Annotated in this window: 21 protein-coding genes; 9 read left to right on the forward strand and 12 right to left on the reverse strand. The window is 63.8% G+C overall.

Going from position 1 to position 23,379, the window contains the following annotated elements; all coding sequences use genetic code 11:
* Window positions 1-144 precede the first annotated feature (144 nt).
* Together AC07WS_RS18180 and AC07WS_RS18185 are read left to right on the forward strand one after the other, a co-directional pair.
* Window positions 145-1,092, forward strand: a complete 948-nt coding sequence (locus AC07WS_RS18180; protein ID WP_494730435.1) for a cation diffusion facilitator family transporter — start codon at window positions 145-147, stop codon at window positions 1,090-1,092.
* Window positions 1,085-1,726, forward strand: coding sequence for a CatA-like O-acetyltransferase (locus AC07WS_RS18185; protein WP_494730436.1), 642 nt, complete (start codon window positions 1,085-1,087; stop codon window positions 1,724-1,726). Before AC07WS_RS18180 ends, AC07WS_RS18185 begins: the two co-directional genes overlap by 8 nt.
* A 79-nt stretch (window positions 1,727-1,805) precedes the next feature.
* On the opposite strand, the gene AC07WS_RS18190 is transcribed toward AC07WS_RS18185, so the two are convergent.
* A complete protein-coding gene (locus tag AC07WS_RS18190; RefSeq protein ID WP_494730437.1) occupies window positions 1,806-2,669 on the reverse strand; it encodes a LysR family transcriptional regulator in 864 nt (287 codons plus the stop codon).
* Between the two features lie 93 nt (window positions 2,670-2,762).
* Between AC07WS_RS18190 and gstA the strand changes: the two genes are divergently transcribed.
* Window positions 2,763-3,362, forward strand: coding sequence for a glutathione transferase GstA (gene gstA, locus AC07WS_RS18195; RefSeq protein WP_494730438.1), 600 nt, complete (start codon window positions 2,763-2,765; stop codon window positions 3,360-3,362).
* On the opposite strand, the gene AC07WS_RS18200 is transcribed toward gstA, so the two are convergent.
* The 3 genes from AC07WS_RS18200 to AC07WS_RS18210 are packed head-to-tail and all read right to left on the reverse strand — an operon-like array spanning window position 3,359 to window position 6,870.
* Window positions 3,359-5,617: a RelA/SpoT family protein gene (locus AC07WS_RS18200; RefSeq protein ID WP_494730439.1), complete on the reverse strand. Its 2,259-nt coding sequence runs from the start codon at window positions 5,615-5,617 to the stop codon at window positions 3,359-3,361. The two genes, gstA and AC07WS_RS18200, sit on opposite strands and share 4 nt — an antisense overlap.
* Before the next feature lie 7 nt (window positions 5,618-5,624).
* On the reverse strand, window positions 5,625-5,975 hold the full coding sequence (locus AC07WS_RS18205) for a RidA family protein (protein WP_117011392.1): 351 nt from the start codon (window positions 5,973-5,975) through the stop codon (window positions 5,625-5,627).
* Between the two features lie 16 nt (window positions 5,976-5,991).
* Window positions 5,992-6,870: an alpha/beta fold hydrolase gene (locus tag AC07WS_RS18210; RefSeq protein WP_494730440.1), complete on the reverse strand. Its 879-nt coding sequence runs from the start codon at window positions 6,868-6,870 to the stop codon at window positions 5,992-5,994.
* 134 nt (window positions 6,871-7,004) lie between these two features.
* Here AC07WS_RS18210 and AC07WS_RS18215 point away from each other — a divergent pair, with 134 nt between their 5' ends.
* On the forward strand, window positions 7,005-7,799 hold the full coding sequence (locus AC07WS_RS18215) for a 3-hydroxybutyrate dehydrogenase (RefSeq protein ID WP_161098353.1): 795 nt from the start codon (window positions 7,005-7,007) through the stop codon (window positions 7,797-7,799).
* A 49-nt stretch (window positions 7,800-7,848) separates the two neighbouring features.
* On the forward strand, window positions 7,849-9,207 hold the full coding sequence (locus tag AC07WS_RS18220; RefSeq protein WP_494730441.1) for a dicarboxylate/amino acid:cation symporter: 1,359 nt from the start codon (window positions 7,849-7,851) through the stop codon (window positions 9,205-9,207).
* Between the two features lie 224 nt (window positions 9,208-9,431).
* Here AC07WS_RS18220 and AC07WS_RS18225 read toward each other — a convergent pair whose 3' ends face one another.
* From AC07WS_RS18225 to AC07WS_RS18235, 3 genes are all read right to left on the reverse strand, one after another.
* Window positions 9,432-11,846: a DUF3857 domain-containing transglutaminase family protein gene (locus AC07WS_RS18225; protein ID WP_494730442.1), complete on the reverse strand. Its 2,415-nt coding sequence runs from the start codon at window positions 11,844-11,846 to the stop codon at window positions 9,432-9,434.
* 154 nt (window positions 11,847-12,000) lie between these two features.
* Entirely contained in the window at window positions 12,001-12,651 is a 651-nt protein-coding gene (locus AC07WS_RS18230) for a CoA transferase subunit B (RefSeq protein ID WP_494730443.1), read from the reverse strand.
* A 21-nt stretch (window positions 12,652-12,672) separates the two neighbouring features.
* Entirely contained in the window at window positions 12,673-13,371 is a 699-nt protein-coding gene (locus AC07WS_RS18235; protein ID WP_008449436.1) for a CoA transferase subunit A, read from the reverse strand.
* 128 nt (window positions 13,372-13,499) lie between these two features.
* Here AC07WS_RS18235 and AC07WS_RS18240 point away from each other — a divergent pair, with 128 nt between their 5' ends.
* Window positions 13,500-14,060, forward strand: a complete 561-nt coding sequence (locus AC07WS_RS18240) for a LuxR C-terminal-related transcriptional regulator (RefSeq protein WP_494730444.1) — start codon at window positions 13,500-13,502, stop codon at window positions 14,058-14,060.
* On the opposite strand, the gene AC07WS_RS18245 is transcribed toward AC07WS_RS18240, so the two are convergent.
* Complete coding sequence (locus AC07WS_RS18245) at window positions 14,061-14,837, reverse strand: SDR family oxidoreductase (RefSeq protein ID WP_494730445.1); 777 nt, start codon at window positions 14,835-14,837, stop codon at window positions 14,061-14,063.
* A 204-nt stretch (window positions 14,838-15,041) separates the two neighbouring features.
* Between AC07WS_RS18245 and AC07WS_RS18250 the strand changes: the two genes are divergently transcribed.
* The 3 genes from AC07WS_RS18250 (at window position 15,042) to AC07WS_RS18260 (ending at window position 18,959) form a co-directional block, all read left to right on the forward strand.
* The gene (locus tag AC07WS_RS18250; protein WP_494730446.1) at window positions 15,042-16,718 is read left to right on the forward strand and encodes an electron transfer flavoprotein-ubiquinone oxidoreductase; all 1,677 of its coding nucleotides are present in this window, start codon (window positions 15,042-15,044) and stop codon (window positions 16,716-16,718) included.
* Window positions 16,719-16,998: 280 nt separating this feature from the next.
* Window positions 16,999-17,907: a flagellin N-terminal helical domain-containing protein gene (locus AC07WS_RS18255; protein WP_494730447.1), complete on the forward strand. Its 909-nt coding sequence runs from the start codon at window positions 16,999-17,001 to the stop codon at window positions 17,905-17,907.
* A 101-nt stretch (window positions 17,908-18,008) separates the two neighbouring features.
* The gene (locus tag AC07WS_RS18260; protein WP_494730448.1) at window positions 18,009-18,959 is read left to right on the forward strand and encodes a hypothetical protein; all 951 of its coding nucleotides are present in this window, start codon (window positions 18,009-18,011) and stop codon (window positions 18,957-18,959) included.
* A 125-nt stretch (window positions 18,960-19,084) separates the two neighbouring features.
* Here AC07WS_RS18260 and AC07WS_RS18265 read toward each other — a convergent pair whose 3' ends face one another.
* From AC07WS_RS18265 to fliQ, 4 genes are read right to left on the reverse strand one after another with little or no spacing between them, the layout of a single operon-like run.
* Complete coding sequence (locus AC07WS_RS18265) at window positions 19,085-21,172, reverse strand: flagellar biosynthesis protein FlhA (RefSeq protein ID WP_494730449.1); 2,088 nt, start codon at window positions 21,170-21,172, stop codon at window positions 19,085-19,087.
* Window positions 21,169-22,308 (reverse strand): EscU/YscU/HrcU family type III secretion system export apparatus switch protein, encoded by a 1,140-nt coding sequence (locus tag AC07WS_RS18270; protein ID WP_494730450.1) that lies wholly within the window; start codon window positions 22,306-22,308, stop codon window positions 21,169-21,171. Before AC07WS_RS18270 ends, AC07WS_RS18265 begins: the two co-directional genes overlap by 4 nt.
* A complete protein-coding gene (locus AC07WS_RS18275; protein WP_161093167.1) occupies window positions 22,301-23,089 on the reverse strand; it encodes a flagellar biosynthetic protein FliR in 789 nt (262 codons plus the stop codon). Before AC07WS_RS18275 ends, AC07WS_RS18270 begins: the two co-directional genes overlap by 8 nt.
* Before the next feature lie 13 nt (window positions 23,090-23,102).
* Window positions 23,103-23,375, reverse strand: coding sequence for a flagellar biosynthesis protein FliQ (fliQ, locus tag AC07WS_RS18280; RefSeq protein WP_008449457.1), 273 nt, complete (start codon window positions 23,373-23,375; stop codon window positions 23,103-23,105).
* Window positions 23,376-23,379: the final 4 nt, after the last annotated feature.

Below are 23,379 nucleotides of genomic sequence, written 5' to 3' on the forward strand. Positions count from 1 at the left end.
CCCGAAGACCAGCATTATAGAGAGCGATCCGAAGAAAAACAAGGGCATTCATAGGAAACATTTACAAATTGCACTATGAGGATGCCATACGCTAGTCATCGACATCCTTTAAACTATGGGAGTTCCCACTACAACAAGAAGCCGATGCAAGCCGAAACCCGCGCCAACACTAGCGTAGAGCAGCCGCCCTCGCCGTCCGCCCACCTGCACGAGCACCGCGACGGCGACGCCCAGCACGCCCACTACAATGTACAACGCAGCCAGTCGGTGCTGGCATGGTCGCTGGCGCTGACCCTGGGATTTGCCGTGGTCGAAGTCGTGACCGGCTTCATGTCCAACTCGCTGGCGCTGATTTCCGACGCCGGCCACATGGTCACCGACGCGGCCGCGCTGGGCCTGGCCCTGCTGGCGCAGCTGATCGCCAAGCGGCCGCCGTCGGCACGCCATTCGTTCGGCTTCGGCCGCGCCGAGGCGCTGGCGGCCTTCGTCAACAGCCTGGTGCTGTTGCTGCTGGTGGGCTGGATCGTGTTCGAGGCGGTGCAGCGTTTCTCCCAGCCGGAGCAGGTGCAAGGCGGCACCGTGTTTGTGGTGGCGGGCATCGGCCTGCTGATCAACGTGGTGCTGGCCTATATGCTGTCGCGCGGCGACAGCAATATGAACACGCGCGCCGCGCTGGTCAATGTGATCGGCGACTTGCTGGGCTCGGTGGCCGCGCTGATCGCCGGCGCCGTCATCTACTACACCGGCTGGATGCAGATCGATCCGCTGCTGTCGCTGTTTGTCGCGCTGCTGATTTTGAAATCCACCGTCGACGTGCTGCGCGAGTCGTATCACTTCCTGATGGGCGGCGTGCCGGAGCAGATCGATTACCTGAGCGTCGGCGCCGACCTGGGCAAGATAGACGGCGTCCGCTCGGTGCACGACCTGCACGTGTGGGACATGTCGCCAGGCCACCCGGCGCTGATCGGCCATGTCGAAATCACCGACCTCGCGTGCTGGCCCGAGATCCTGTTCAACATCAAGTCCATGCTGCTGGAAAAGCACGGCATCGACCACATCACCTTACAAGCAGAAGTAACCCACGATGCATAATTTTGAAAAACGCCGCGACCGATACAATGCCTTTGCCTCATTTGAAAACCCGCTGGTCAACCTGAGCTTCGAACTGGAGGTGGCGGACTTCCGCCCCTACTGCAAGGAACACAAGCTGCCGCCGTTCCACTTCTTCCTGTATTGCGTGCTGAACTCGCTCAAGGAAAACGACAACTTCATGTACCGCGTCTACGAGGGCGAAGTCATCAAGATCGACGATTTCATGGCGTCGTACACTGTGCTCAACCGGGACAACAACCTGAACTTCGCGCGCTTCACGCGCTCGTCGGACCTGCGCGAGTTCGTGGCGCGCAGCGTGGAGGCCAAGAAGATCGCCGAAGCCAGCGACGCGTTGATCAACACCACCGAAGCGCTGAGCCCGCTCGACAAGAAGCGCAACGTGCACATCACCTGCATGCCGTGGCTGAAGCTGGTGGCGATCGAGCATCCGATCTACCGCCACGAGAACTACGACATTCCCTCGCTGGCCTGGGGCCGTTTCAGCGACCCGCGCGCCGACGGCAGGCTGACAATGACCATGTCGGTGCTGGCCCACCACGGCTTCGTCGACGGCTACCACATCCACCTGCTGGCCCAAGCCATCGAAGCGCGCGTCGCGAAAATCATCGCTTAAAACCGGTGGGGTCAAGTCTGACATTCGGACACGAGCTCTTCTGTAGCATGCCCGCTACGGAAGAGCTCGTGTCCGAATGTCAGACTTGACCCCAAAGTTTTTGGGCGGCAGCGGAGGCGCGGCCGGATTGCGAACGGAGCAGGCCGAACTCGCGATACAGGCGCGGCTGCAGTTGCATGATGCGCAGTCCGCGCCGGTCTTCCGGCAACGCCGATTCGGGTATGATCGACACGCCCAGCCCTTCTCTGACCAGCACGGCAGCGCTGCCCAGGTCCCGCACCGTGACGCGGATATCGGTCAGCGTGACGCCGGCCTGTTCGGCCAGGCTCTGCGCATGCACCGTGCAGCCGCCGGTCGCCAGCACGAACGGTTCATTGACCAACTCGGCCAATGCGATGCCTTGCTCGCTTGAGCGGCGCCCCAGCGGATGATGGGTCGGCACCACCGCCACCCAGGCATCGCGGCCGATGATGATAGCCTCCCGCCCCGGCGCGGGATTCAGCACCACACCCAACTCGACCGTGTCATCCGCCAGCCACTGCTCCACCTCATCGTCCGTCCCCTCCAACGCCACGACGTCGATGCCCGGATGGCGGCGCTTGAAGGCCTGCAGCAGCGGCGGCAGCACGGTGGTCATCACGGACGGGAAGCCGGCCACCCGAATCCGGCCGGCATGCAAGCCTTGCGCGGCATGGGCCAGCGAACGGATCGCATCGAACTCCACCAGCATCGCGCGGGCATGCGCGACGACCTGCTCCCCGAACGCGGTGACGCTGACCTCACGCCGCTCGCGTATCAACAACTGCGCGCCCAGTGACGCCTCCATTTGCGCAAGCGCCTGGCTGGCGCCGGATTGCGTGATGCCGACCTGCTCCGCCGCCCGCGAGATGTTGCGCGTGTCGGCGACCGCAAGCAGCAGGCGCCAATGGGCCAAATTCATCATTAGAAAACCTAATACCTAGCTTATGAAACATTAATTTTACAGCCAACAACCCGGCGCCTACAGTGTAGCCTCATCGTTTTTAAGGAATCCAATATGAAGCTATATTTCGCACCGCATACCTGCTCGTTCTCGCCGCACATCGTATTGCGGGAGCTGGGCCTGCCTTACGAGCTGGTACGCGTCGACAATCAAACCAAGCTGACCGCCGAGGGCAGGGACTTCCGCAGCATCAACCCGAAAGGTTATGTCGCCGCGCTGGAACTGGAGAATGGAGAGGTGCTGACCGAAGGCGTGGCCATCGTTCAATATCTGGCGGACCTGAACCCGTCGGCCGGACTGGCGCCGCCGCCAGGCAGCTGGCAGCGCGTGCGCTTGCAGGAGTGGTTGAATTTCATCGGCAGCGAAATCCACGCCGGCGCCGCGCCGCTGTTCAATCGCGCGATGCCTGAGGCCGCCACCGCCATCTTCCGCGACAAGCTGCAGAAGCGCATGACGTTCCTGCAGCACACGTTGCAACAGCAGGACTATCTGATGGGCGACAAGTTCACCGTGGCCGATGCCTATCTGTACACGGTGCTGGGATGGTTTGCCTTCTTTGATATCAGCCTGGACAACTGGCCGGCCGTCGCGGACTATTCAAGCCGCATCGCGGCCCGCCCCTCGGTGCGGGCCGCGATGCTGGCCGAAGCTTAGGCGCGCCGGGCTTCCTGGACACCGGTCACTTCGGCGATGGCGTTCAGCGCTTTCTGCAATTGCGCGGTGGCGCCGATCTCGGCCGTGAAGGTCATGCGCGCGAAGCCCTTGGCGCTCTGCGTGTTGACGCCGATGACGTTGATCTTCTCGCGCGAGAAGATCTCGGAAATATCGCGCAGCAGACCCTGGCGGTCGCCCGCCAGGATGAAGATGTCGACCGGGTAGACGGTGTCCGATCCGGCCCGGCCCCACTCGGTCACGATCACCCGCTCCGGCGCCTTGGCGCGCATCTCGGCGAAGTTCTTGCACGTGGTGCGGTGGATCGACACACCCTTGCCGCGCGTGACGAAGCCGACGATGCCGTCCGGCGGCGCCGGCTTGCAGCACTTGGCCAGCTGCGTCATCAAGCCGTCCGTGCCCACCACCAGCACGCCCGACTTGGCGCCCTGGTCCACGCTGGACGCCTTGCTCTTGCCCAGCACCACGGCGTCTTCCGGCTCGGCCGGCTCGCCGGTGTCGTGCAGCGCCTGCTCGACGTGGCGCAGGCTGAACTCGTCCTTGCCCACCGACAGGAACAGGTCGTCCACCTTGGCGAAGCCCAGCTTGTTGGCCAGCGCTTCCAGGTTGACCGCCGTCTTGCCTTCGCGCTGCAGCGATTTCTCCACCATCGCGCGGCCATGCGACAGCGTCTCCTGCATGTCGATCGCATGGAACCAGGCGCGAATCTTGGAGCGCGTGCGGGTGGCCACCGTGTACTCATCGCTGAGCCAGTCGCGCGATGGACCGGCCGTGCCGGGCGCGCCCTTGGCCGTGATGATCTCGCAGGTCTGGCCGTTCTTCAGCGGCGTGTTCAGCGGCACCATGACGCCGTCCACGCGCGCGCCCCGGCAGCGGTGGCCGACGTCGCTATGCAGGTGGTAGGCGAAGTCCACCGGCGTGGCGCCGACCGGCAGCTCCAGCACGCGCGCCTGCGGCGTCAGCACGAAGATGCGGTCGTCCAGCGCGGCGGACTTGAGCTTCTCCACCCACTCGCGCTGCTGCTCTTCCTGCCCGACCACGGCGTCGGCCACGTCGGTCTTCCACGCCAGCAGCTGGCGCAGCCAGGCGATCTTCTCGTCATACTTCTGGCCGGCGAAGTTGGAGCCGCCCTCTTCCTTGTAGCGCCAGTGCGCCGCCACGCCATACTCGGCGAAGCTGTGCATCTCCTGCGTGCGGATCTGCACCTCCAGCGGCCGGCCGTCCTCGGCCGTCACCACCGTGTGCAGCGACTGGTAGCCGTTCGATTTCGGCCGCGAGATGTAGTCGTCGAATTCCTTCGGGATCGGGGTCCAGATGTTGTGCACCACGCCCAGCACCGTGTAGCAGGTCTTGACGTCGGCCACGATCACGCGGAAGGCGCGCACGTCGTACAGGTCGGTGAAGTCGAGCTCTTTGCCCTTCATCTTGCTCCAGATGGAGTAGATGTGCTTGGGACGCCCGAACACTTCGGCCCGGATGCCGGCCGCCGACATCTCCGACTGCAGCCGCGCGATCGACGAGGTGACGAAGCCTTCGCGCATCATGCGCTTTTCCTCGAGCATCTTGGCGATGCGCTTGTACGCCTCCGGCTCGATGAAGCGGAACGACAAATCCTCCAGCTCCCACTTGAGCTGCCAGATCCCCAGCCGGTTGGCCAGCGGCGCGTACAGGTCCAGCGTTTCGCGGCCGTAGGCGCTGGTCATCTCGTTGAACAGCTTGATGTCGGCGAAGTAGCGCAGGGTCGTCACGCAAGACGCCAGGCGCACCAGCACCACGCGCATGTCCGAGGCCATGGCCAGCAGCATCTTGCGCAGCGTTTCGACCTGCGCCACCGCCATCTGCGCGGCGTTGCGGCCGCGCGCGACTGCGCCCGGCTGGCCCTGCCCCTGGGTCTGCGTCAGTTCGCGCAGGCGTATCAGCTGGCGCACGCCGGCCACCAGGTCGCTGACCTCCTGGCCAAAGCGCGGTTCGATGATGGGCGCCTGCGCCGTGTCGAGCAGGGTCAGCTCGAACATCAGGCCGGCGATGCGGGTCTCGACGTCGGTGCGCATGAAGGCCAGCGTGCCGGCCACGCCGACCGCGAAGTCGATGGCCGGCTGGCCGCTGGCGCAGACCTTGTCGCCGTAGGCGCCGCTGGCGAAGTCCAGCGCCGCCAGCATGCGCGCGCTGTCGTCGGGCGACAGGCCCTGGACCAGCTGCTCCGACGTTGCGCTCGTGAGCGCGGTGATAGAAACCATGATGCCCCTAGCGCTGCGCCGCGACGACGATGATCTCTACCCGCCATGCCGGATCGGCCAGCTTGGCTTCCACGGTGGCGCGCGGCGGCGTGTGGCCGCTCGGCACCCAGGCGTCCCACTCCTCGTTCATGCCGGCGAAGTCGGCCAGGTCGGCGATGTAGATGGTGGTGCTGAGGATGCAGGTCTTGTCGCTGCCGGCTTCAGCCAGCAGGCGGTCGATGTGGCCCAGCACTTCGCGGGTCTGGCCGCGGATGTCCTGGGTCTTGTCGTCGGCGATCTGGCCCGCCAGATACACGGTGCCGTTGTGGATGGCCGCTTCGGACAAGCGTTTGCCTACATGCAGTCGTTTGATTTCCATACTTTTCTTCTTTACATTAACCCAACAGGAATTGCTTGACGATGGCGATCTGGTCGTCGTGGATGAAGGTCGGCGCGTGGCCGACGCCAGCGATTTCCACCAGCGCCGGTTTCGGGCCGCGCTGCGTCATCTGCGCCGCCGTCTCGGCGGTCAGCAGGTCGGACTCGGCGCCGCGCACCAGCAGCGTCGGGCAGCGGATCGCGTCGTAGGCCGCCCACAGCATCGCCTCGTCGGCCGCGGCCGATTCCGGCGTGGCCGAGCGGAACGGCAGGGCCAGGCCCATGTCGTAGTGGCGTATCCACTTGCCGTCCTTATCCTGGCGCAGCACGTCGCTCGCCAGTTTATGCCATTCGGCCTCGGTGTGCTGGCCGAAGGTCAGCGAGACGTCGCGGATGAACTTGGCGGCGTCGTCGAACGTTTCGAAGCGCAGGTCCTGGCCGATGTAGTCGCCGATGCGCTGCAAGGCCACCGGCGCCAGCACCGGGCCGATGTCGTTGAGGATCAGCTTGCGGATCGGGTTGTCCGGCAGCGAGGCCAGGCCCAGGCCGATCAGGCCGCCCATCGAGGTGCCGAACCAGTCGACGCTCGCCTGTTCGCCGTCCGGCAGCACGCGCGCCAGCAGGGTGACGATGTCGCTGACATACTGCGGAATGCGGTACAGCTGCGGATTTTTCAGCCAGCCGGAACGGCCGCGGCCGACGATGTCGGGGCAGATCACGCGGTAGTCGCTGGCCAGCGCGCGCGCCATGTTGTCGAAGTCGTCGCCGACGCGGGTGACGCCGTGCACGCACACCAGCACGTTCGGGTTGCTCTCATCTCCCCATTCCTTGTACGACATGCGGTGCAAACCAGCCAGAGACAGACATTGAACAGACTTTATTTTTGCTTCGAACATGCGACTTCCTTGGTGGTTTTTATAGTGATTTGTGCAATGCTGTTTAGAAATACCATTTTACCGGGCGTTACGCTTAAAATCCTACCGAAGTGTAGCGCAGCACGACTTTAATCTCCAACCCCACTGAGGACACTATGGCAAACAAGACTTTGAGCGGCAAGACGGCATTGGTGACCGGTTCCACCTCCGGCATCGGCCTGGGCATCGCCCGCACCCTGGCGGCGGAAGGCGCCAACGTGCTGCTGAACGGCTTTGGCGACGCCGCCGAGATCGCCCAGCTGCAGACCGGCCTGGCTGCGGAATTCGGCGTGCAGGTGGCGTACCATAACGCCGACATGTCCAAGCCGGCCGAGATCGAAAACATGATCGCCTTCGCCGGCGACAAGTTCGGCGGCGTCGATATCCTGGTCAACAACGCCGGCATCCAGCACGTGGCCAACGTCGAGGACTTCCCGGTCGAGAAGTGGGATGCCATCATCGCCATCAACCTGACCTCGGCCTTCCACACCTCGCGCCTGGTGCTGCCGCGCATGCGGACCAACAACTGGGGCCGCATCATCAACCTGGCCTCCACGCACGGGCTGGTGGCGTCGGCCGGCAAGTCGGCCTATGTCGCCGCCAAGCACGGGCTGATCGGGCTGACCAAGGCCAGCGCACTGGAGACCGCCACCACCGGCGTGACCGTCAACGCCATCTGCCCCGGCTTCGTGCTCACGCCGCTGGTGCAGAAGCAGGTCGACGCCCGCGCCGCCAAGGACAGCATCAGCAACGAGGACGCCAAGAAGGCCCTGCTGGCGGACAAGCAGCCGTCCGGCGAGTTCGTCACGCCGGAGGAACTGGGCGCGCTGGCAGTGTTCCTGTGCAGCGACGCGGCCAAGCAGGTGCGTGGCGTGGCGTGGAATATGGATGGCGGCTGGGTAGCCCAGTAACCTTGCATAAGGGATATCACTGTTGTGAATGCGGTTAACCACAATGGTGATGTCTCTTATTTTGTCGGATGATGGCCTCCTCACAAGAACACGAGGAGACCCCGTGAAAAAGCCGTTTTATAAAGTTCTATACGTCCAGGTATTGTTCGCCATCGCATGCGGCATCCTGCTGGGCGCCTTCTACCCTTCCGACGCGGTCGCCATGAAACCGCTCGGCGACGGCTTTATCAAATTGATCAAGATGATCATCGCACCGGTGATCTTCTGCACCGTGGTCTCCGGCATCGCCGGCATGCAGGACATCAAGAAGATCGGCCGCGTCGGCGGCAAGGCGCTGTTGTATTTCGAGGTGATCTCCACCTTCGCGCTGGTGATCGGCCTGTTCGTCGCCAACATCATCCGCCCAGGCGCCGGCTTCAACGCCGACCCGGCCACGCTGGACACCAAGTCCATCGCCGAGTTCACCGAAAAAGCCAAACACCAGTCGACCGTCGACTTCGTGATGAATATCATCCCGAACACCGTGGTGGACGCCTTCGCCAAGGGCGACATCCTGCAAGTGCTGCTGATCGCCATCCTGTTCGGCTTCTCGCTGTCGCTGCTGGGTGAGCGCGGCAAGCCGGTCACCAAGCTGATCGACGACCTGTCGTCGGCCATCTTCGGCGTGGTCGGCATCGTGATGAAAGTCGCCCCGCTGGGCGCGTTCGGCGCGATGGCCTTCACCATCGGCAAATACGGCATCGCCTCGCTCAAACCGTTGGCCACGCTGATGGGCTGCTTCTACCTGACCTGCTTCCTGTTCGTGGTGGTGGTGCTGGGCACCGTGGCCCGCCTGACCGGCTTCTCGATCTTCAAGTTCATCAACTACATCAAGGAAGAACTGCTGATCGTGCTGGGCACCAGCTCCTCGGAAAGCGCCCTGCCTTCGCTGATGACCAAGCTCGAACGCCTGGGCTGCTCTAAGTCCGTGGTGGGCCTGGTGGTTCCGACCGGCTACTCGTTCAACCTGGACGGCACCAACATCTACATGACCATGGCCGCCCTGTTCGTGGCGCAGGCCACCAACACCGACCTGACCTTGACGCAGGAACTGACCATCCTCGGCGTGGCGATGCTGACCTCGAAAGGCGCGTCCGGCATCACCGGCGCCGGCTTCATCACGCTGGCGGCGACGCTGGCGGTGGTGCCGACCATACCGGTGGCCGGCATGGCGCTGATCCTGGGCATCGACCGCTTCATGAGCGAATGCCGCGCGCTGACCAACTTCGTCGGCAACGGCGTCGCCTCGGTGGTGGTGTCGCACTGGGAGAAAGAGCTCAACCACGACACGCTGCACAAGGAACTGAACAATCCCGGCTCGACCGTGACCGACCCGGACCTGCAACCGCTGACCCGCCACGCGCACTGATCAGCCTTGGCCCGGCCACGCCCCGCACGCCGCATGACGGCCTGCGGGGCGTTTTTCCTTTACATTCCGGGAAGGAAACCCACTCGCCGATTTGATCCTATCCGCCATCCGCATCGGCGACCTGCACCACGACGGCCACAGCGAAATCGCCATACTGTATAAACTGTTTTGCAGGCAGCCGTCGGCAAGACCCAGCACGGGCGTGCCTGCGCGAGTGTAACGGGTCAAGCCAGCAGCTTGGCGACGAAGCCACCGATGACGCACCAACCGATCAGCGGTGGCAGTTTTCGAGCCAACGACAGCCAGAAAATCAGCAATTCATCGTTACCCAAGCGATAACAGCGCTGCGCCCAGCCATAGGCAATGTGCGTTGCCGGCACCATGGATACGGTGCGCCACATATACCGCGACAGTAAAGCCCAAATCACTGCGGACGCCGACAGCGAGAACTCGAGCGATACCGCTGGCAGCAAGATCAACACGGCCGTCGCCACCGGCGGCAGCAGTGCCAGCGCCAGGCGCTGGTTGACCTCATGGTGTTCCGGTGCGGCGGCGCGCCAGCGCGCCGCGACAGGCCGCCAAATCAGCAGCAGCACCCCGGCCACCATCAATAGCGCCGTCCACTGGCCGGATCTGGCCGAATTCGATTCCGCCGACTCCCCCGCAAACGGCGCGCCGTCGTCATTTGTGCTCAGCTGATAGCCTAGCGACTCGCGCGCTGTTTTCAGATGGGCGACATAGCTACCCATGTCGCCAGGCGCGACGTGGTCGCGCAAGGCCCGGTAAGTGGCTCTGATGAGTACGCTCTTGTTGTCGGCCTGCGGCAGCACCTCGTAGGAAAATTCGAAAGCCGGGTCGCTGACGGCAGTGCGGCGCTGTTTCAGTGTCCAGCTGCTGGGCAAGCGCACTTCCGTTTCTTCTGTGATGTCGTTCGGATAATCAAGGCGCAGCGGCGCGTTGCGGCTGATTGCATCCGGCGCCTTCAACGGCGCCATGATCTCCGACGCTTCGATGCTAGCCTCCAGCCGGCCGGGTTTGCCGCTGCGCTCCCAGAAACCGGGGATCTGATAGGACTCGACCAGCGTCAGCGCATTGGCAACCGCGTCATCCCGTATCTGCAAGGGCTCGTCAGTCCGGATGCGGGCATAGCGGCGTGCATAGAAATTCTGATATTGCGTGGTCAGATCTGCCTTGTTGCCAGCCAATTGCTCGCGCAGACCGTCGGCGCCGCTCCCGAGCACCGTGCTGGTCACCGTGAAACTGACCGGCTTCGCAATGCCGGCGCTGGCGTCGAACAAGGTGTGAACCGTCCTCTGGTTGGACTGCGCCGACGGCATCGCAGTCAAGCCGCGCGCGCCTGGCTCCAGCACCAGCGTGTAGCCGTAGTCAGGCTGGTAGAGGTGCCTCAGGTCGCCCTGTTGCACGGCGCGCGTCGGGTCCAGCCAGTAGACCTTGCCATCCAGCCTGACACGCACCATCACATGGTTGAAGGCGGCCGGCGTCGGCTCCCAGTTCACCAGGTCGCGCGTGGCGACAGTATTCACCAACGCCGGTGCAGCCTCCAGGCCCAGCGCGTCGAGCATGGTCACCATCAGCAGCGCCTTGTCCTTGCAATCGCCAAAGCGGCGCTGGAAAACGATCGACGGCGCGGTCGGCGCGTGCGATCCGGCCCCCACTTCTATGCCCATGTAGCGGATTTCGCGCTGCACCAGTTTCAACACGGCAGCGATGCGCTGCGCCGGCTCAGGGTGCATCTGGGCGATGCGCGCGATCTCCTGGCGCAGCGTCGGGCTCATATCGCGCTGCGGCTGATATAAGGGCGAGGCCCATTGCACCACCGCAGCCCAGTCCTGAAATTCGCTCCACCGCACCGAGGCATAGGGCTCGTACCATGCAGGCGCGCCGCTGTCCGGGCGCAGCTCCGCGATGTCGCGCAGCTCCCAACGATAATCGCGGTAGCCCCCCGCTTCACTGAGCTTGGGCTGCAACTTGCTATTGCGCAGAGTAATCTGGATCGGACGGTCTGCAGGGAGCAGCAGACGCACAAACGCATGCTCGACCGGCACGCTCCATTCCAGGTCCGCCTTGCCCGTGACCTTGTTCTGAAAGACGGGGTTGTTACCCTCCACGCTGTAGGCGTATTCGACGATATCGCCGATCCGGACATCGTCCAGCACGACGCTGGCAGTCATGCTGCCATCGTAGATCAGGTATTCAAGCTCTTTTTCACGCTGGAGTAAATGCACATCGGCACCAGGCAGGCGCGGCAAAATCGCGCCGGCACGGATGACATTTATCGCGTGCAACGTCAGGCGTTGATAGGAAGGGTCGAAGCTGATGCTGATGTTCGCGACGTTTTGCACGCCAGCGCCATCAAGCGCCTGCTTGGCCGTGTGGACATACGAAGTCTTGCTGCGCTGGTCTACCCGTGTCTGGTAGTCCTGCAACAGGTATGCGACCCCGCCGCGCGGCGACGGCGCCTTGGCGGCAGCGGCATGCAGTGGCGACACCGGAACCACCCATGCCCCGGCCTCAGCAGTCTTGTACGCAGCCTCTTTGGCCAGCGTCCCCGGGCTCCACATGCACAACAGGCAGCTGGCCAAACACCATAGCGCAGTGCGCGGAAGGGAGGTTTTCATTGAGAAATTATGTAGTTAATTACTCAACATTTTAGTGGGGATATTTCCCAGCCGCAAGGGTTTTAGAAAAAAGCCAAGGCAACCAGCAAAACACTGTTGTTTTACCAATAAAAAAGGCACGCCGAGGCGCGCCTTCCTGTCGCGCTGGCCAGCTTTACACGGCCGACGTGTCCAGCTGCACGCCGGTGGCGGCCTGGATCTGCTCCTTGCTGACGCCGGGCGCCAGCTCGGTCAGCTTCAAGCCCTTGCCGGTCACTTCCATCACGCCGAGGTCGGTCACGATCAGGTCCACCACGCCGACGCCGGTCAGCGGCAGGTCGCATTGCTTCAGCAGCTTGTGCGAGGTCGTGCCGTCCTTGGCGGTGGCGACGTGCTCCATCAGCACCACCACCCGCTTGACGCCGGCCACCAGGTCCATCGCGCCGCCCATGCCCTTGACCATCTTGCCCGGTATCATCCAGTTGGCCAGGTCGCCATGTTCCGACACCTGCATCGCGCCCAGGATTGCCAGGTTGATCTTGCCGCCCCGGATCATGCCGAACGAGTCGGCCGAGCTGAAGTACGCCGCGCCCGGCAGCGCCGTCACGGTCTGCTTGCCGGCGTTGATCAGGTCGGCGTCGACCTCGTCGTCGGTCGGGAACGGGCCTATGCCCAGCAAGCCGTTCTCCGATTGCAGGAACACTTCCATGCCGGCCGGGACGTAGTTCGCCACCAGCGTCGGCAAGCCGATGCCGAGGTTGACGTAGTAACCGTCCTGCAATTCCTTCGCCGCGCGCGCGGCCATTTCGTCACGAGTCCATGCCATGATATTTGCTCTCCGTTGTTCTTAGTTGGCGCGCACGGTGCGCTGCTCGATGCGTTTTTCCGGCGTGGCGTTGACCACGATGCGGTGCACGAAAATGCTCGGCAGGTGCACGGCGTCCGGGTCGATCTCGCCGATCTCCACCAGCTGCTCGACTTCGACGATGGTGATCTTGCCGGCCATCGCGGCGTTCGGGTTGAAGTTGCGGGCGGTCTTGCGGAACACCAGGTTGCCGGCCTTGTCGGCCTTCCAGGCCTTGACCAGCGCCACGTCGGCCACCAGGCTGCGTTCCATCACGTACTGCTCGCCGTCGAATTCGCGGATTTCCTTGCCCTCGGCGACGATGGTGCCGACGCCGGTCTTGGTGAAGAAGGCTGGAATGCCGGCGCCGCCGGCGCGCAGCTTCTCGGCCAGCGTGCCCTGCGGCGTGAATTCCAGCTCCAGCTCGCCGGCCAGGTACTGGCGCGCGAACTCCTTGTTCTCACCCACGTAGGAGGCGATCATCTTCTTGATCTGCCGGGTTTCCAGCAGCTGGCCGAGGCCGAAGCCGTCCACGCCGGCGTTGTTGGAGATCGCGGTCAGGCCGGTGACGCCGGAATCGCGCAGCGCGCCGATCAGCGCCTCAGGGATGCCGCACAGTCCGAACCCGCCGACGGCAATGGTTTGGCCGTTTTGTACGACGCCCGCCAGCGCTGCGGCGGCGTCAGGATAGATCTTGTTCATGGGTGTCCCTTATATTATGTTGCTAAATACGTTGCTAACATTGTTAAATGCACTAGCGACGAGGCGTCTCAGCATAGAATACGCAAATCAAAAGCACAATACCGTAGAACTACCTGCCGCCACCACACATGAACACAGCCCCGGTCATCGACTACGAATCCATTTTCCTGCACGCGCCGGTCGGCATGTGCATCTCGGAAAACCGCGTCATCCAGTCCTGCAACGAGGCGCTGGCGGCGATGTTCGGCCACCCCCGCGAACAGCTGCAGGGCCAGTCCTTCGTGGTGCTGTATCCGACCATGGACGAGTTCCTGCGCACCGGCGACCGCATCATCCCCATCATGAACGCCAGGGGCCGCTATTCGGACGAGCGCATCATGCGCCGCGCGAACGGCGAACTGTTCTGGTGCCACGTCACCGGCCATGCGATGAAGGCGTCCGAACCGCTGGGGCCGGGCATCTGGACCTTCGAGGACGTCAGCGAAAAACGCCCGGTGACGGCCGAGCTGACGCCGCGCGAGCGGGAAATCGCCGCCCTGCTGGTCGAGGGCAAGACCAGCAAGACCATCGCCCGCCAGATCGACCTCAGCCCGCGCACGGTGGAGATGCACCGCGCCAAGCTGATGCGCAAATTCTCGGCCGCCACCTCGTCGGAACTGGTCCACAAGCTGGTCGGCCTGCAGCTCTGATCAGGTCGCGGTCATGCCATCGTCCGCCGAGATGATGGCGCCGTTGATGAAGTTGGAATCCTCCCCCGCCAGCAGCAGCAACAGCCCGTCCAGGTCCTCCGGCTTGCCGGGGCGCTTGCGCGGCAGCATGTTGATCAGCTTTTGGCCCTGCTCGCTGGCGAAATATTCCTCGTTGATCTCGGTCGAGATATAGCCGGGGCAAATGGCGTTGGTGTTGATGCCATACTTGCCCCACTCCACCGCCATGGCCTTGGTCATCTGCACCACGCCGGCCTTGCTCATGCAATACACGCCGATCTGCGGCATCACCCGCAGCCCCGCCACCGAGGCGATGTTGATGATGCGGTGCTTCTTGCTCGGGTCGCCCTTGGCGCGCGCGATCATGCGCTTGGCGGTCTGCTGGGCCACAAAGAAGGCGCCGCGCAGGTTGGTGTCCATGACGAAGGAATAATCCTCCGGCGTCACGTCGACCAGCCGCTGGGTGGTCGACACGCCCGAGTTGTTGACCAGGATGTCGATCGGCCCGGCCTCGGTCTCGGCATGGGCGATGGCCGACTTGATGCTGGCGTAGTCGGTCACGTCCAGGCTGACCACATGGGCGGCGCCGCCGTCGGCCTCGATCTCGGCGCGCAGCTCCTTCAGGCGCTCGGTGCGGCGCGAGGCCAGCACCACCTGGGCGCCGGCCTGGGCCAGCACTTTGGCAAACCGGGCTCCGAGACCGCTGGAGGCGCCGGTGATCAGCGCAATTTTTCCCTCAAAGTTGACTTCTATGCCCACGAGCTACTCCTAGTATTTGGTATTGGTGACGAATTCCCGACAGCGTAGACTGTCGAATCGTTATGATTACACAAATCGCCAGTATTAGATTGCAGTGTCTAATAATGTCCCTCAAAATGGCGCCCACATTGCATTCCGGACGAAAAAGAAGCACACTCGTGCTTAAATTTTCCTCCACCTATTTGACCACTATAAGAACAGACCATGACACAGCCACAAAATCTAGTTGAACAGTACGGCCCACGCGACGCGATGGAGTATGACGTCGTGATCGTCGGCGGCGGCCCTGCGGGCTTGTCGGCGGCCATCAAGATCAAGCAACTGGCCGCGGAAAAAGGCCAGGAAGTGTCGGTCGTCGTGCTGGAAAAAGGCGGCGAACTGGGCGCCCACATCCTGTCCGGCGCCGTGATGGACCCGAAGGCGCTGACCGAACTGATCCCGGACTGGAAGGAAAAAGGCGCGCCGCTCAACACCGCCGTCACCGAAGACCGCGTGCTGTTCCTGACCGAAACCAAGGCCATCAAGACCCCGAACTTCCTGCTGCCGGCTTGCTTCGAAAACCATGGCAACTATGTGATTTCGCTGGGTAACGTGGTGCGCTGGCTGGGCCAGCAGGCCGAGGCGCTGGGCGTGGAAATCTTCCCCGGCTTCCCCGCCGCCGAGATTCTTTATTCCGAAGACGGCAAGGTCAAGGGTGTGGCGACCGGCAACATGGGCGTCAAGCGCGACGGCGAAGCCGGCTCGGACTTCCAGCTGGGCATGGAATTGCACGGCAAGTACACGCTGTTCGCCGAGGGCGCGCGCGGCCACCTGGGCAAGCAGCTGATGGCCAAGTACGACCTGAACAAGGGCAAGGACCCGCAGTCGTACGGCATCGGCATCAAGGAACTGTGGGAAATCGACCCGGCCAAGCACCAGCCGGGCCTGGTGGTCCACACCACCGGCTGGCCGCTCGACAGCAAGACCTACGGCGGCTCCTTCCTGTACCACCTGGAAAACAACCAGGTCATGGTCGGCTATGTGGTCGGCCTGAACTACGAGAATCCCTATCTGTCGCCGTACGAGGAATTCCAGCGCTACAAGACCCACCCGGCCATCAAGACCTTCTTCGAAGGCGGCAAGCGCATATCCTACGGCGCCCGCGCGATCACCGCCGGCGGCCTGCAGTCGCTGCCCAAGCTGGTGTTCCCGGGCGGCGCGCTGATCGGCTGCGACGCCGGCTTCCTCAACATGAGCCGCATCAAGGGCAGCCACGCCGCCATCAAATCCGGCATGCTGGCCGCGGAATCGGTGTTCGAGGCGCTGGGCGCCGGCCGCCAGCACGACGAGCTGGCCTCCTACCCGGTCGCCTTCGAGCAGTCGTGGCTGCACGAGGAACTGCACGTGGCGCGCAACGTCAAGCCATGGCTGAACAAGGGCCTGTACCTGGGCTCGCTGATGACCGGCATCGACCAGCTGGTCTTCCGCGGCAAGGCGCCGTGGACGCTGCACCACAGCCACGCCGACCACGAATGCCTGAAGCCGGCCTCGCAGTTCACGCCGATCAGCTATCCCAAGCCGGACGGCAAGCTGACCTTCGACCGCCTGTCGTCGGTGTTCATCTCCAACACCAACCATGCCGAAGACCAACCCGTCCACCTGACCCTGAAGAATCCGAGCGTGCCGGTGGACGTCAACCTGGCCCAGTACGCGGGCCCGGAAGCGCGCTACTGCCCTGCCGGCGTGTATGAGTTCGTCAAGACCGACGAGGGCGCGGATCGCCTGCAGATCAACGCCCAGAACTGCGTGCACTGCAAGACCTGCGATATCAAGGACCCGACCCAGAACATCGTCTGGATAACGCCGGAAGGCGGCGGCGGCCCGAACTATCCGAATATGTAAGACAAAAAAGCAACAACAGCTCGACAGCGCGTCCTTGGTGGCGCGCTGTTTTTTTATTCCAGGAACGATTTATTGCGCCGGCGCGGCAAAACCGTCTCATAATCGAGCGATGGACAGGCTGCGCAGCAGGCCAAAACAGCGGTATTCCAGCCTCCATGGAAAAATATTTTATAAATTTCCACAAAGCATTTAATGTCCTTCCAGATACGGTCGTCTTGTACTTGGGAGAGCACAAAGGATCCGTTGCTCCGAACTGAATCCACCTACCAGGAGTTATTTCATGCTGAGCCTTCACACTAACGCTGCGGCCCTTTCCGCACAGAACTCGATCTCCCGCACCCAGATGGCGCTGTCGACCTCCCAGACTCGCCTGAGCACCGGTTTCCGTGTCAATTCGGCCATGGACGATGCTGCCGGCCTGCAAATTGCAACCCGCCTGAAAGCACAATCGAGCGGCATGGCCATGGCTATGCGCAACACCCAGAATTCGATCTCGATGCTGCAAACCGCCGAAGGCGCGTTTGACGAAGTCACCACCATGCTGACCCGCATGAAAGACCTGGCCACCCAGGCAGCCGATGCCTCGTCGACCGCAAAAGACCAGGCTGCTCTGCAGTCCGAGTTCGACGCGCTGGGTAACGAACTGAACAACGTTATGAAGAACACCACCTTCGGCGGCGCCAAGCTGATGGACGGCGGCACGATCGGTTCGGCCATGACCTTCCAGATCGGCGCCACCAAGGCAGAAACCATGTCGATCGACCTGTCGGCCGCGATGACCACCCTGACCGGCGCTACCGGCCTGAGCGGCGTTACCGCCCGCTACGCAGCACCTGGCGCGACGGTCGGCTCCGAGATCTCCGACGGCACCGACGGTACCGCATCGGTCAGCAACGCTGCCGGCCAGACCGCCGCCAACAACACCATCGACGTCATCAACACCGCCATCGACCTGGTCGGCGGCGTGCGTTCGTCGCTGGGTGCGGCCGCTAACCGTCTGGACCACGTGTACAACAACCTGTCGAACATTTCGACCAACACCAAAGCTGCAACTGGCCGTATCATGGACACCGACTTCGCTTCGGAATCGTCGAACATGACCTCCAGCCAGATGCTGCTGCAAGCTGGCACCGCCATGCTGAAGCAGTCGAACAGCACGTCGTCCCTGGTTATGTCCTTGCTGCAGTAATCGTAGCGCCTTCCTGATCTGCTCGCGGATCAGGAATACAAGGAGCCAACCGGATTATCGGTTGGCTTTTTTTTCATCGGATTTTTTCGAGAGCGAGCTTGATGGCTTTAGACCGCATCGGACCTACTTCGCGCCCGCTGGGCATCCCAGACCGGCAGCCTACGCAGCCAGGACCGGTTGCGCGCGCGCCCGGCGAAGTACCGCTGGACGTCGACTACCCGGTCGGCCCGCTGGCGCCCGGCGGTCCCGGCGCGGTCGGCGTGCTGCTGGACGGTCCCGAAGGCTTGCCGCTACCGCAATCGGGGGTCGAAGCGCTGGCCGCCGCGCTGGCCGAGGTGCCGAACGCCGCCGATCCGGCCGCGATGCGCCCCAATCAAGTCTTCCTGTCGCGCCAGCTGGTCTGGCAACCGCCCGACACCCAGATGATGGCCGCCTCGTGGCAGGTCATGGTGCGCACCTACGCCGAACAGCGCGCCGCCTGGCTGGAACAGGCCAGCGGCCAGCACGTGCCGTCCAGCCTGTTCATGGCCGACCACACGCCGGCCGCCATGCGCGAAGGCCGCCCCGGCCTGCCGCTGGTGACCGAGATGGAACCGTGGCGCTTCGCCGTCTACGCCTGGGGCGCCGAGCGGCTGGTGCTCAAGGTCATCGTCAAGGAAGACGAGGAACAGGACCGCGCCAACCGCCGCCGCCGCTCGCGCGTGGCGCTGCGGCTGGAACTGATGCTGCCGGGCGTGGGCCGGGTGGTGATCCAGATGGAGCCGACCACCGGCAACGGCGTGGCGCTGGAAGTGGGCGCGGCCCAGACCTCGGCCATGCAGCACATGCGCGAAATGCTGCCGCAGCTGGCGGCCACCGTCAGCCGCTGCGGCCTGACGATACTGCGCTGCCGCCTGCGGCGCGAGCTGCCGGCCGTCAGCGGCGAACACACCCACCCTACCCGCGCCCACACGGCGGCGCTCACGCAAGCCATCTTCAAGGCCATGGCGGAACTGGCCGTGCTGCTGTCGCAGCCGCTGCCGCCGGACGACCTGTTCTCCGAATCGGCCTGAAGCCTGCGGCATAAAAAAACCCGCCGGGCGCTGGCGCCGGGCGGGTCGATATGGCAGCGGCGGGCAAGTGCGCCGACGCCGCCCTGTCCGTGGACGGGGCGGCATCTTGCCGGGCGCGGCCGGGGTCAGCCGACGGTGCCGATAATGCTGACCTCGCGGTTTTCCGGAATCTCGTTGTAGGACAGCACGTGCAGGCCGGGCGCGAACAGCCGCGCGTAGCGCGCCAGCAGTGGCCGGATCTGCGGCAGCACCAGCAGCAGCGGCGGCGTGGCCTGCTGCTTCATCTGCTCGCGCGCCACCGGCATATTGACCTGCAGCTGCGCCAGCAGGTGCGGATCGATAGGATAGTTGTCCAGCACCACCTTGCCGCTCTGGCGCGCCTGGTTCAGCGAGCCCAGCAGCATGTTCTCCAGGTCGCCGCCCAGGTTGAAGGCCTGCATCTCGGTCTTCTGCCCGAACAGGCCGGTGACGATCTGGCGCCGCAGCGCGCAGCGCACCTCGGCCGCCAGCAGAATCGGGTCCTTGGTGGTCTCGGAACTGTCGACCAGCGTGGTGGCGATCGGCACGATGTCCTTGAGCGACACGTTCTCCGCCAGCAGCACGCGGAACACGCGCAGCATCTGCGTGTGCGTCAGCGCCTTGTCCAGCGAGGCGGCCAGCTTGGGCGACAGCGCCGACAGCCGGTCCATCAGCGCCGGCACGTCCTCGTGGCGGAACAGCTCCGGCAGGTATTCGCGGATCAGCTTGGACAAGTGGGTGGCGATCGCGCTCGGCGCCTCCACCACCTGGTAGCCCAGCCCCAGCGCGTTGGCCTTCTCGCTGGTCTCGATCCAGGTCACCGGCATGCCGTAGGCCGGCTCGATGCCGGGGATGCCGTCGATCTGGCCGTAGATATTGGGCGACGGGATCGCCATCAGGCGGTCGGCGAACACCTCGGCCTGGGCCACCACGCTGCCCGACAACATCACCGAATACTGCGAGGGCTTCAGGCCCAGGTCGTCACGCACGACGATGGGCGGCAGCAGCAGGCCCATGGCCTCGGACAGGCTCTGGCGCACACCCTTGACGCGCTTGGTCAGCGGCTCGCCGTGGGCCTTGTCGATCAGGCTGACGAGCTTGTAGCCCAGCGCCACCTGCAGCTGCTGCACGGCCGGCAGGCTGTGCCAGTCGAGCTCGGGCGCGCGGTCGTCGCGCAGCGCCGCCTCGATGGCGTCCAGGTTGCTGGTGTCGGGCGCCTTGACCCGCTGCAGCAGCCGCCAGCCCACATAGGCCAGCACCAGCGCGAACGGGCCGAACATCTGCCACGGCATGCCCGGCACCATGGCCAGGATCAGCATCATGCCCGCCGCGCTCAGCATCACCTGCGGCGACGCCAGCACCTGGCCGCCGACCTGCTGTTCGAAGTCGCCCGAGTCCGAGATGCGGGTCACCAGGATCGCGGCCGCGGCCGACAGCAGCAGCGCCGGGATCTGCGCCACCAGGCCGTCGCCGATGGTCAGCAGCGCGTACTGGCGGAAGGCGTCGCCGAAGGACATGTCCTGCATCAGCGCGCCGATGGCCACGCCGCCGACCATGTTGATGATCAGAATCAGGATGCTGGCGACGGCGTCGCCGCGCACGAACTTGGAGGCGCCGTCCATGGCGCCGTAGAAGTCGGCCTCGGCCGCAACGTCCTGGCGCCGGGCCTGGGCCTTTTCCTGGTTGATCAGGCCGGCGTTGAGGTCGGCGTCGATCGCCATCTGCTTGCCGGGCAAGGCGTCCAAGGTGAAGCGGGCCGACACCTCGGAGATGCGCTCGGCGCCCTTGGTCACCACCATGAAGTTGATGATCATCAGGATCACGAACACGACGATGCCGACCACGTAGTTGCCGCCGATGACGACCTTGCCGAAGGCCTCGATCACCTGGCCGGCCGCGGCCGTGCCCTCATGGCCGTGCAGCAGCACCACCCGGGTCGAGGCCACGTTCAGCGTCAGCCGCATCATGGTGGTGGCCAGGATCACGGTCGGGAACACCGAGAAGTCCAGCGGCCTGCGGGCCGAGACCGACACCAGGATCACGATCAGCGCCAGCACGATGTTGAACGTGAACATCACGTCCAGCAGCACCGGCGGCAACGGCAGGATGATCATCGCCAGGATCACCAGCAGGAATGCCGGCGTGGCGAACTTATGGCGACGCGCTTCTGCGACCAGCCTGTTCAAAAAATTCATGACTTACTAGCCTCGCTCATGGATGTGGGGACATCGACTTCTTTCGGATACACCGGCTCGGCGTTGCGCCGTCCGGTACGGAATGCCTTCAATTGCAATACATAGTTCAGCACCTGCGACACCGCCTGGTACAGCTGGACCGGGATCTGCTGGTTGACCTGGCTGGTGTTGTAGATGGCGCGCGCCAGCGGCGCCAGCGGCATCACCTCGATCTTGAACTCGGCCGCCAGCTGGCGGATGTACAAGGCCATCTCGTCGATGCCCTTGGCCACCACATACGGTGCTTCGGCACGGTTCTGGTCATACTTGAGCGCCACCGCGTAGTGCTCCGGGTTGACGATCACCACGTCGGCGGTCGGCACCGTCTTGCGCGCGCTGCGCCGCGCCATCGCCCGCTGCAGCTGGCGGATGCGGCTCTTGACCTCGGGCCGGCCCTCGGTCGACTTGTGCTCCTCCTTCTGGTCCTGCTTGGACATGCGCTGGTTCTTGGCGAAGAAATACGCCTGCGCCGGCACGTCGATCAAAGCGAAGATGATAAACACCGCGACCAGCGACATCAAGCTGTCGAGCATCAAATTCGAACCCGACATCATGGCCTGGCCCATCGGCATGTGCTGCAGCTGCGTGTAGTTCTGCACGGTCGAACGGGCCACGTGGATCAGCACGGCGATCAGCACGCCGGCCTTGGCCAGCGAGATCAGGAACTCGACACCGTGCTTGGCGCTGAACAGCCGGCCCAGGTTGGCGGCCGGGCTCAGCCGTTCCATCTTGGGTTCCCAGTGCTTGGTGGTGATCACCCAGCCGCCCGGCACCATCGCGCCCAGCACGATGAAGAACGGCACCACGAACAGCGGCAGCACCATCTTGATCAACAACCACATCGACGAGCTAAACACGGTGGACATGGCGTTGTCGATCGAACCGGTGGCGCCCAGCGGCCCATAGCTCTGATGGAAGATCTCCAGGAACTCGGCCAGGTAGTCCGGCAGCAGGTAGACGAACAGCTTCAGGCTGACCAGGATGCCGATCGCGGTCGACAGGTCGCGCGAGCGCACCACCTGCCCTTCCTGGCGCGACTTCTTGAGCTTCTGTTGTGAAGCCTTCTCTGTCTTGTCGGCGCTGTCCTGGTCAGCCATGGACCGCCGCCTGCATCTGCTGGCGGATCAGCTCCAGCACCATATTGGTCATGCGCACATAGTGATCGGGAATGAAGCGCACCACCTGGGCCAGCATCATCAGGCCGAAGATGGTGATCACCGAGAAGCCCAGCGCGAACAGGTTGAGCGCCGGCGCCACGCGGTTGAGCAGGCCGAAGCCCAGCTGCACCACCAGCGTGGAAAACACCACCGGGATGGCCAGCAGCATGGCGGCGGAAAAAATCCAGGCGACGTTGTAGGCGATCGCGTTGAGCAGCAGCGGCTGGTAGCCGTGGCCCAGCGGCCAGGCCTTGAAGCTCTGGCCGATGACGTTGGCGATCACCAGGTGGCCGTCGATGGCGAAGAACACGATGATCGACAGCACCGACAGCAGCGCCGACACTACGTCCGACGACTGGCCGTTCATCGGGTCGTTCATCACCGCCATCGAGAAGCCCATCTGCGACGACACCATGAAGCCGAGCACGCTGATCACCGACATGGCGAAGTGGAAGGCCAGGCCCAGCACGAAGCCGATCAAGGCCTGCTCGGCGCTGGCGGCGATGCCGCCCATGGAGAAGGGATCGATGGTGGCGGCGCCGGCGCCGGTGGTCAGCGGCAGCATCAGAATGGCCAGCACCAGCGCGATCAGGATGCGCACCGTGACCGGCGTGACCGCCTCGCCCAGCACCGGGGCGCCGATGAACATCGCCAGGATGCGGCAGAACGGCCACCACAGCGCGGTGAGCAGGGGCAGCAGCTGGCTCAGTATCGGTTCCATGACGGCGAGGAAGCTAGCCGACCAGCGTGGCCGCGCGGGTGAAGATGGAGACGCAGAAATCCATCAGGTAGCCGGCCATCCAGCGTCCCATCAGGATGATGGCCAGCAGCGTCACCAGCAGCCTGGGCAAAAAGCTCAGCGTCTGCTCGTTGATCTGCGTGGCGGCCTGCACCAGCGCCACCACCAGGCCGGTGATCAGGCCGGGCACGACCAGGATCACCACCAGCAGCATGACGATGTGCAGCGATTCGACCACCAGGTCGACGGCAACTTCGGGAGTGAGCATAGTA

Source organism: Duganella sp. GW821-FHT01E12, assembly GCF_059422325.1.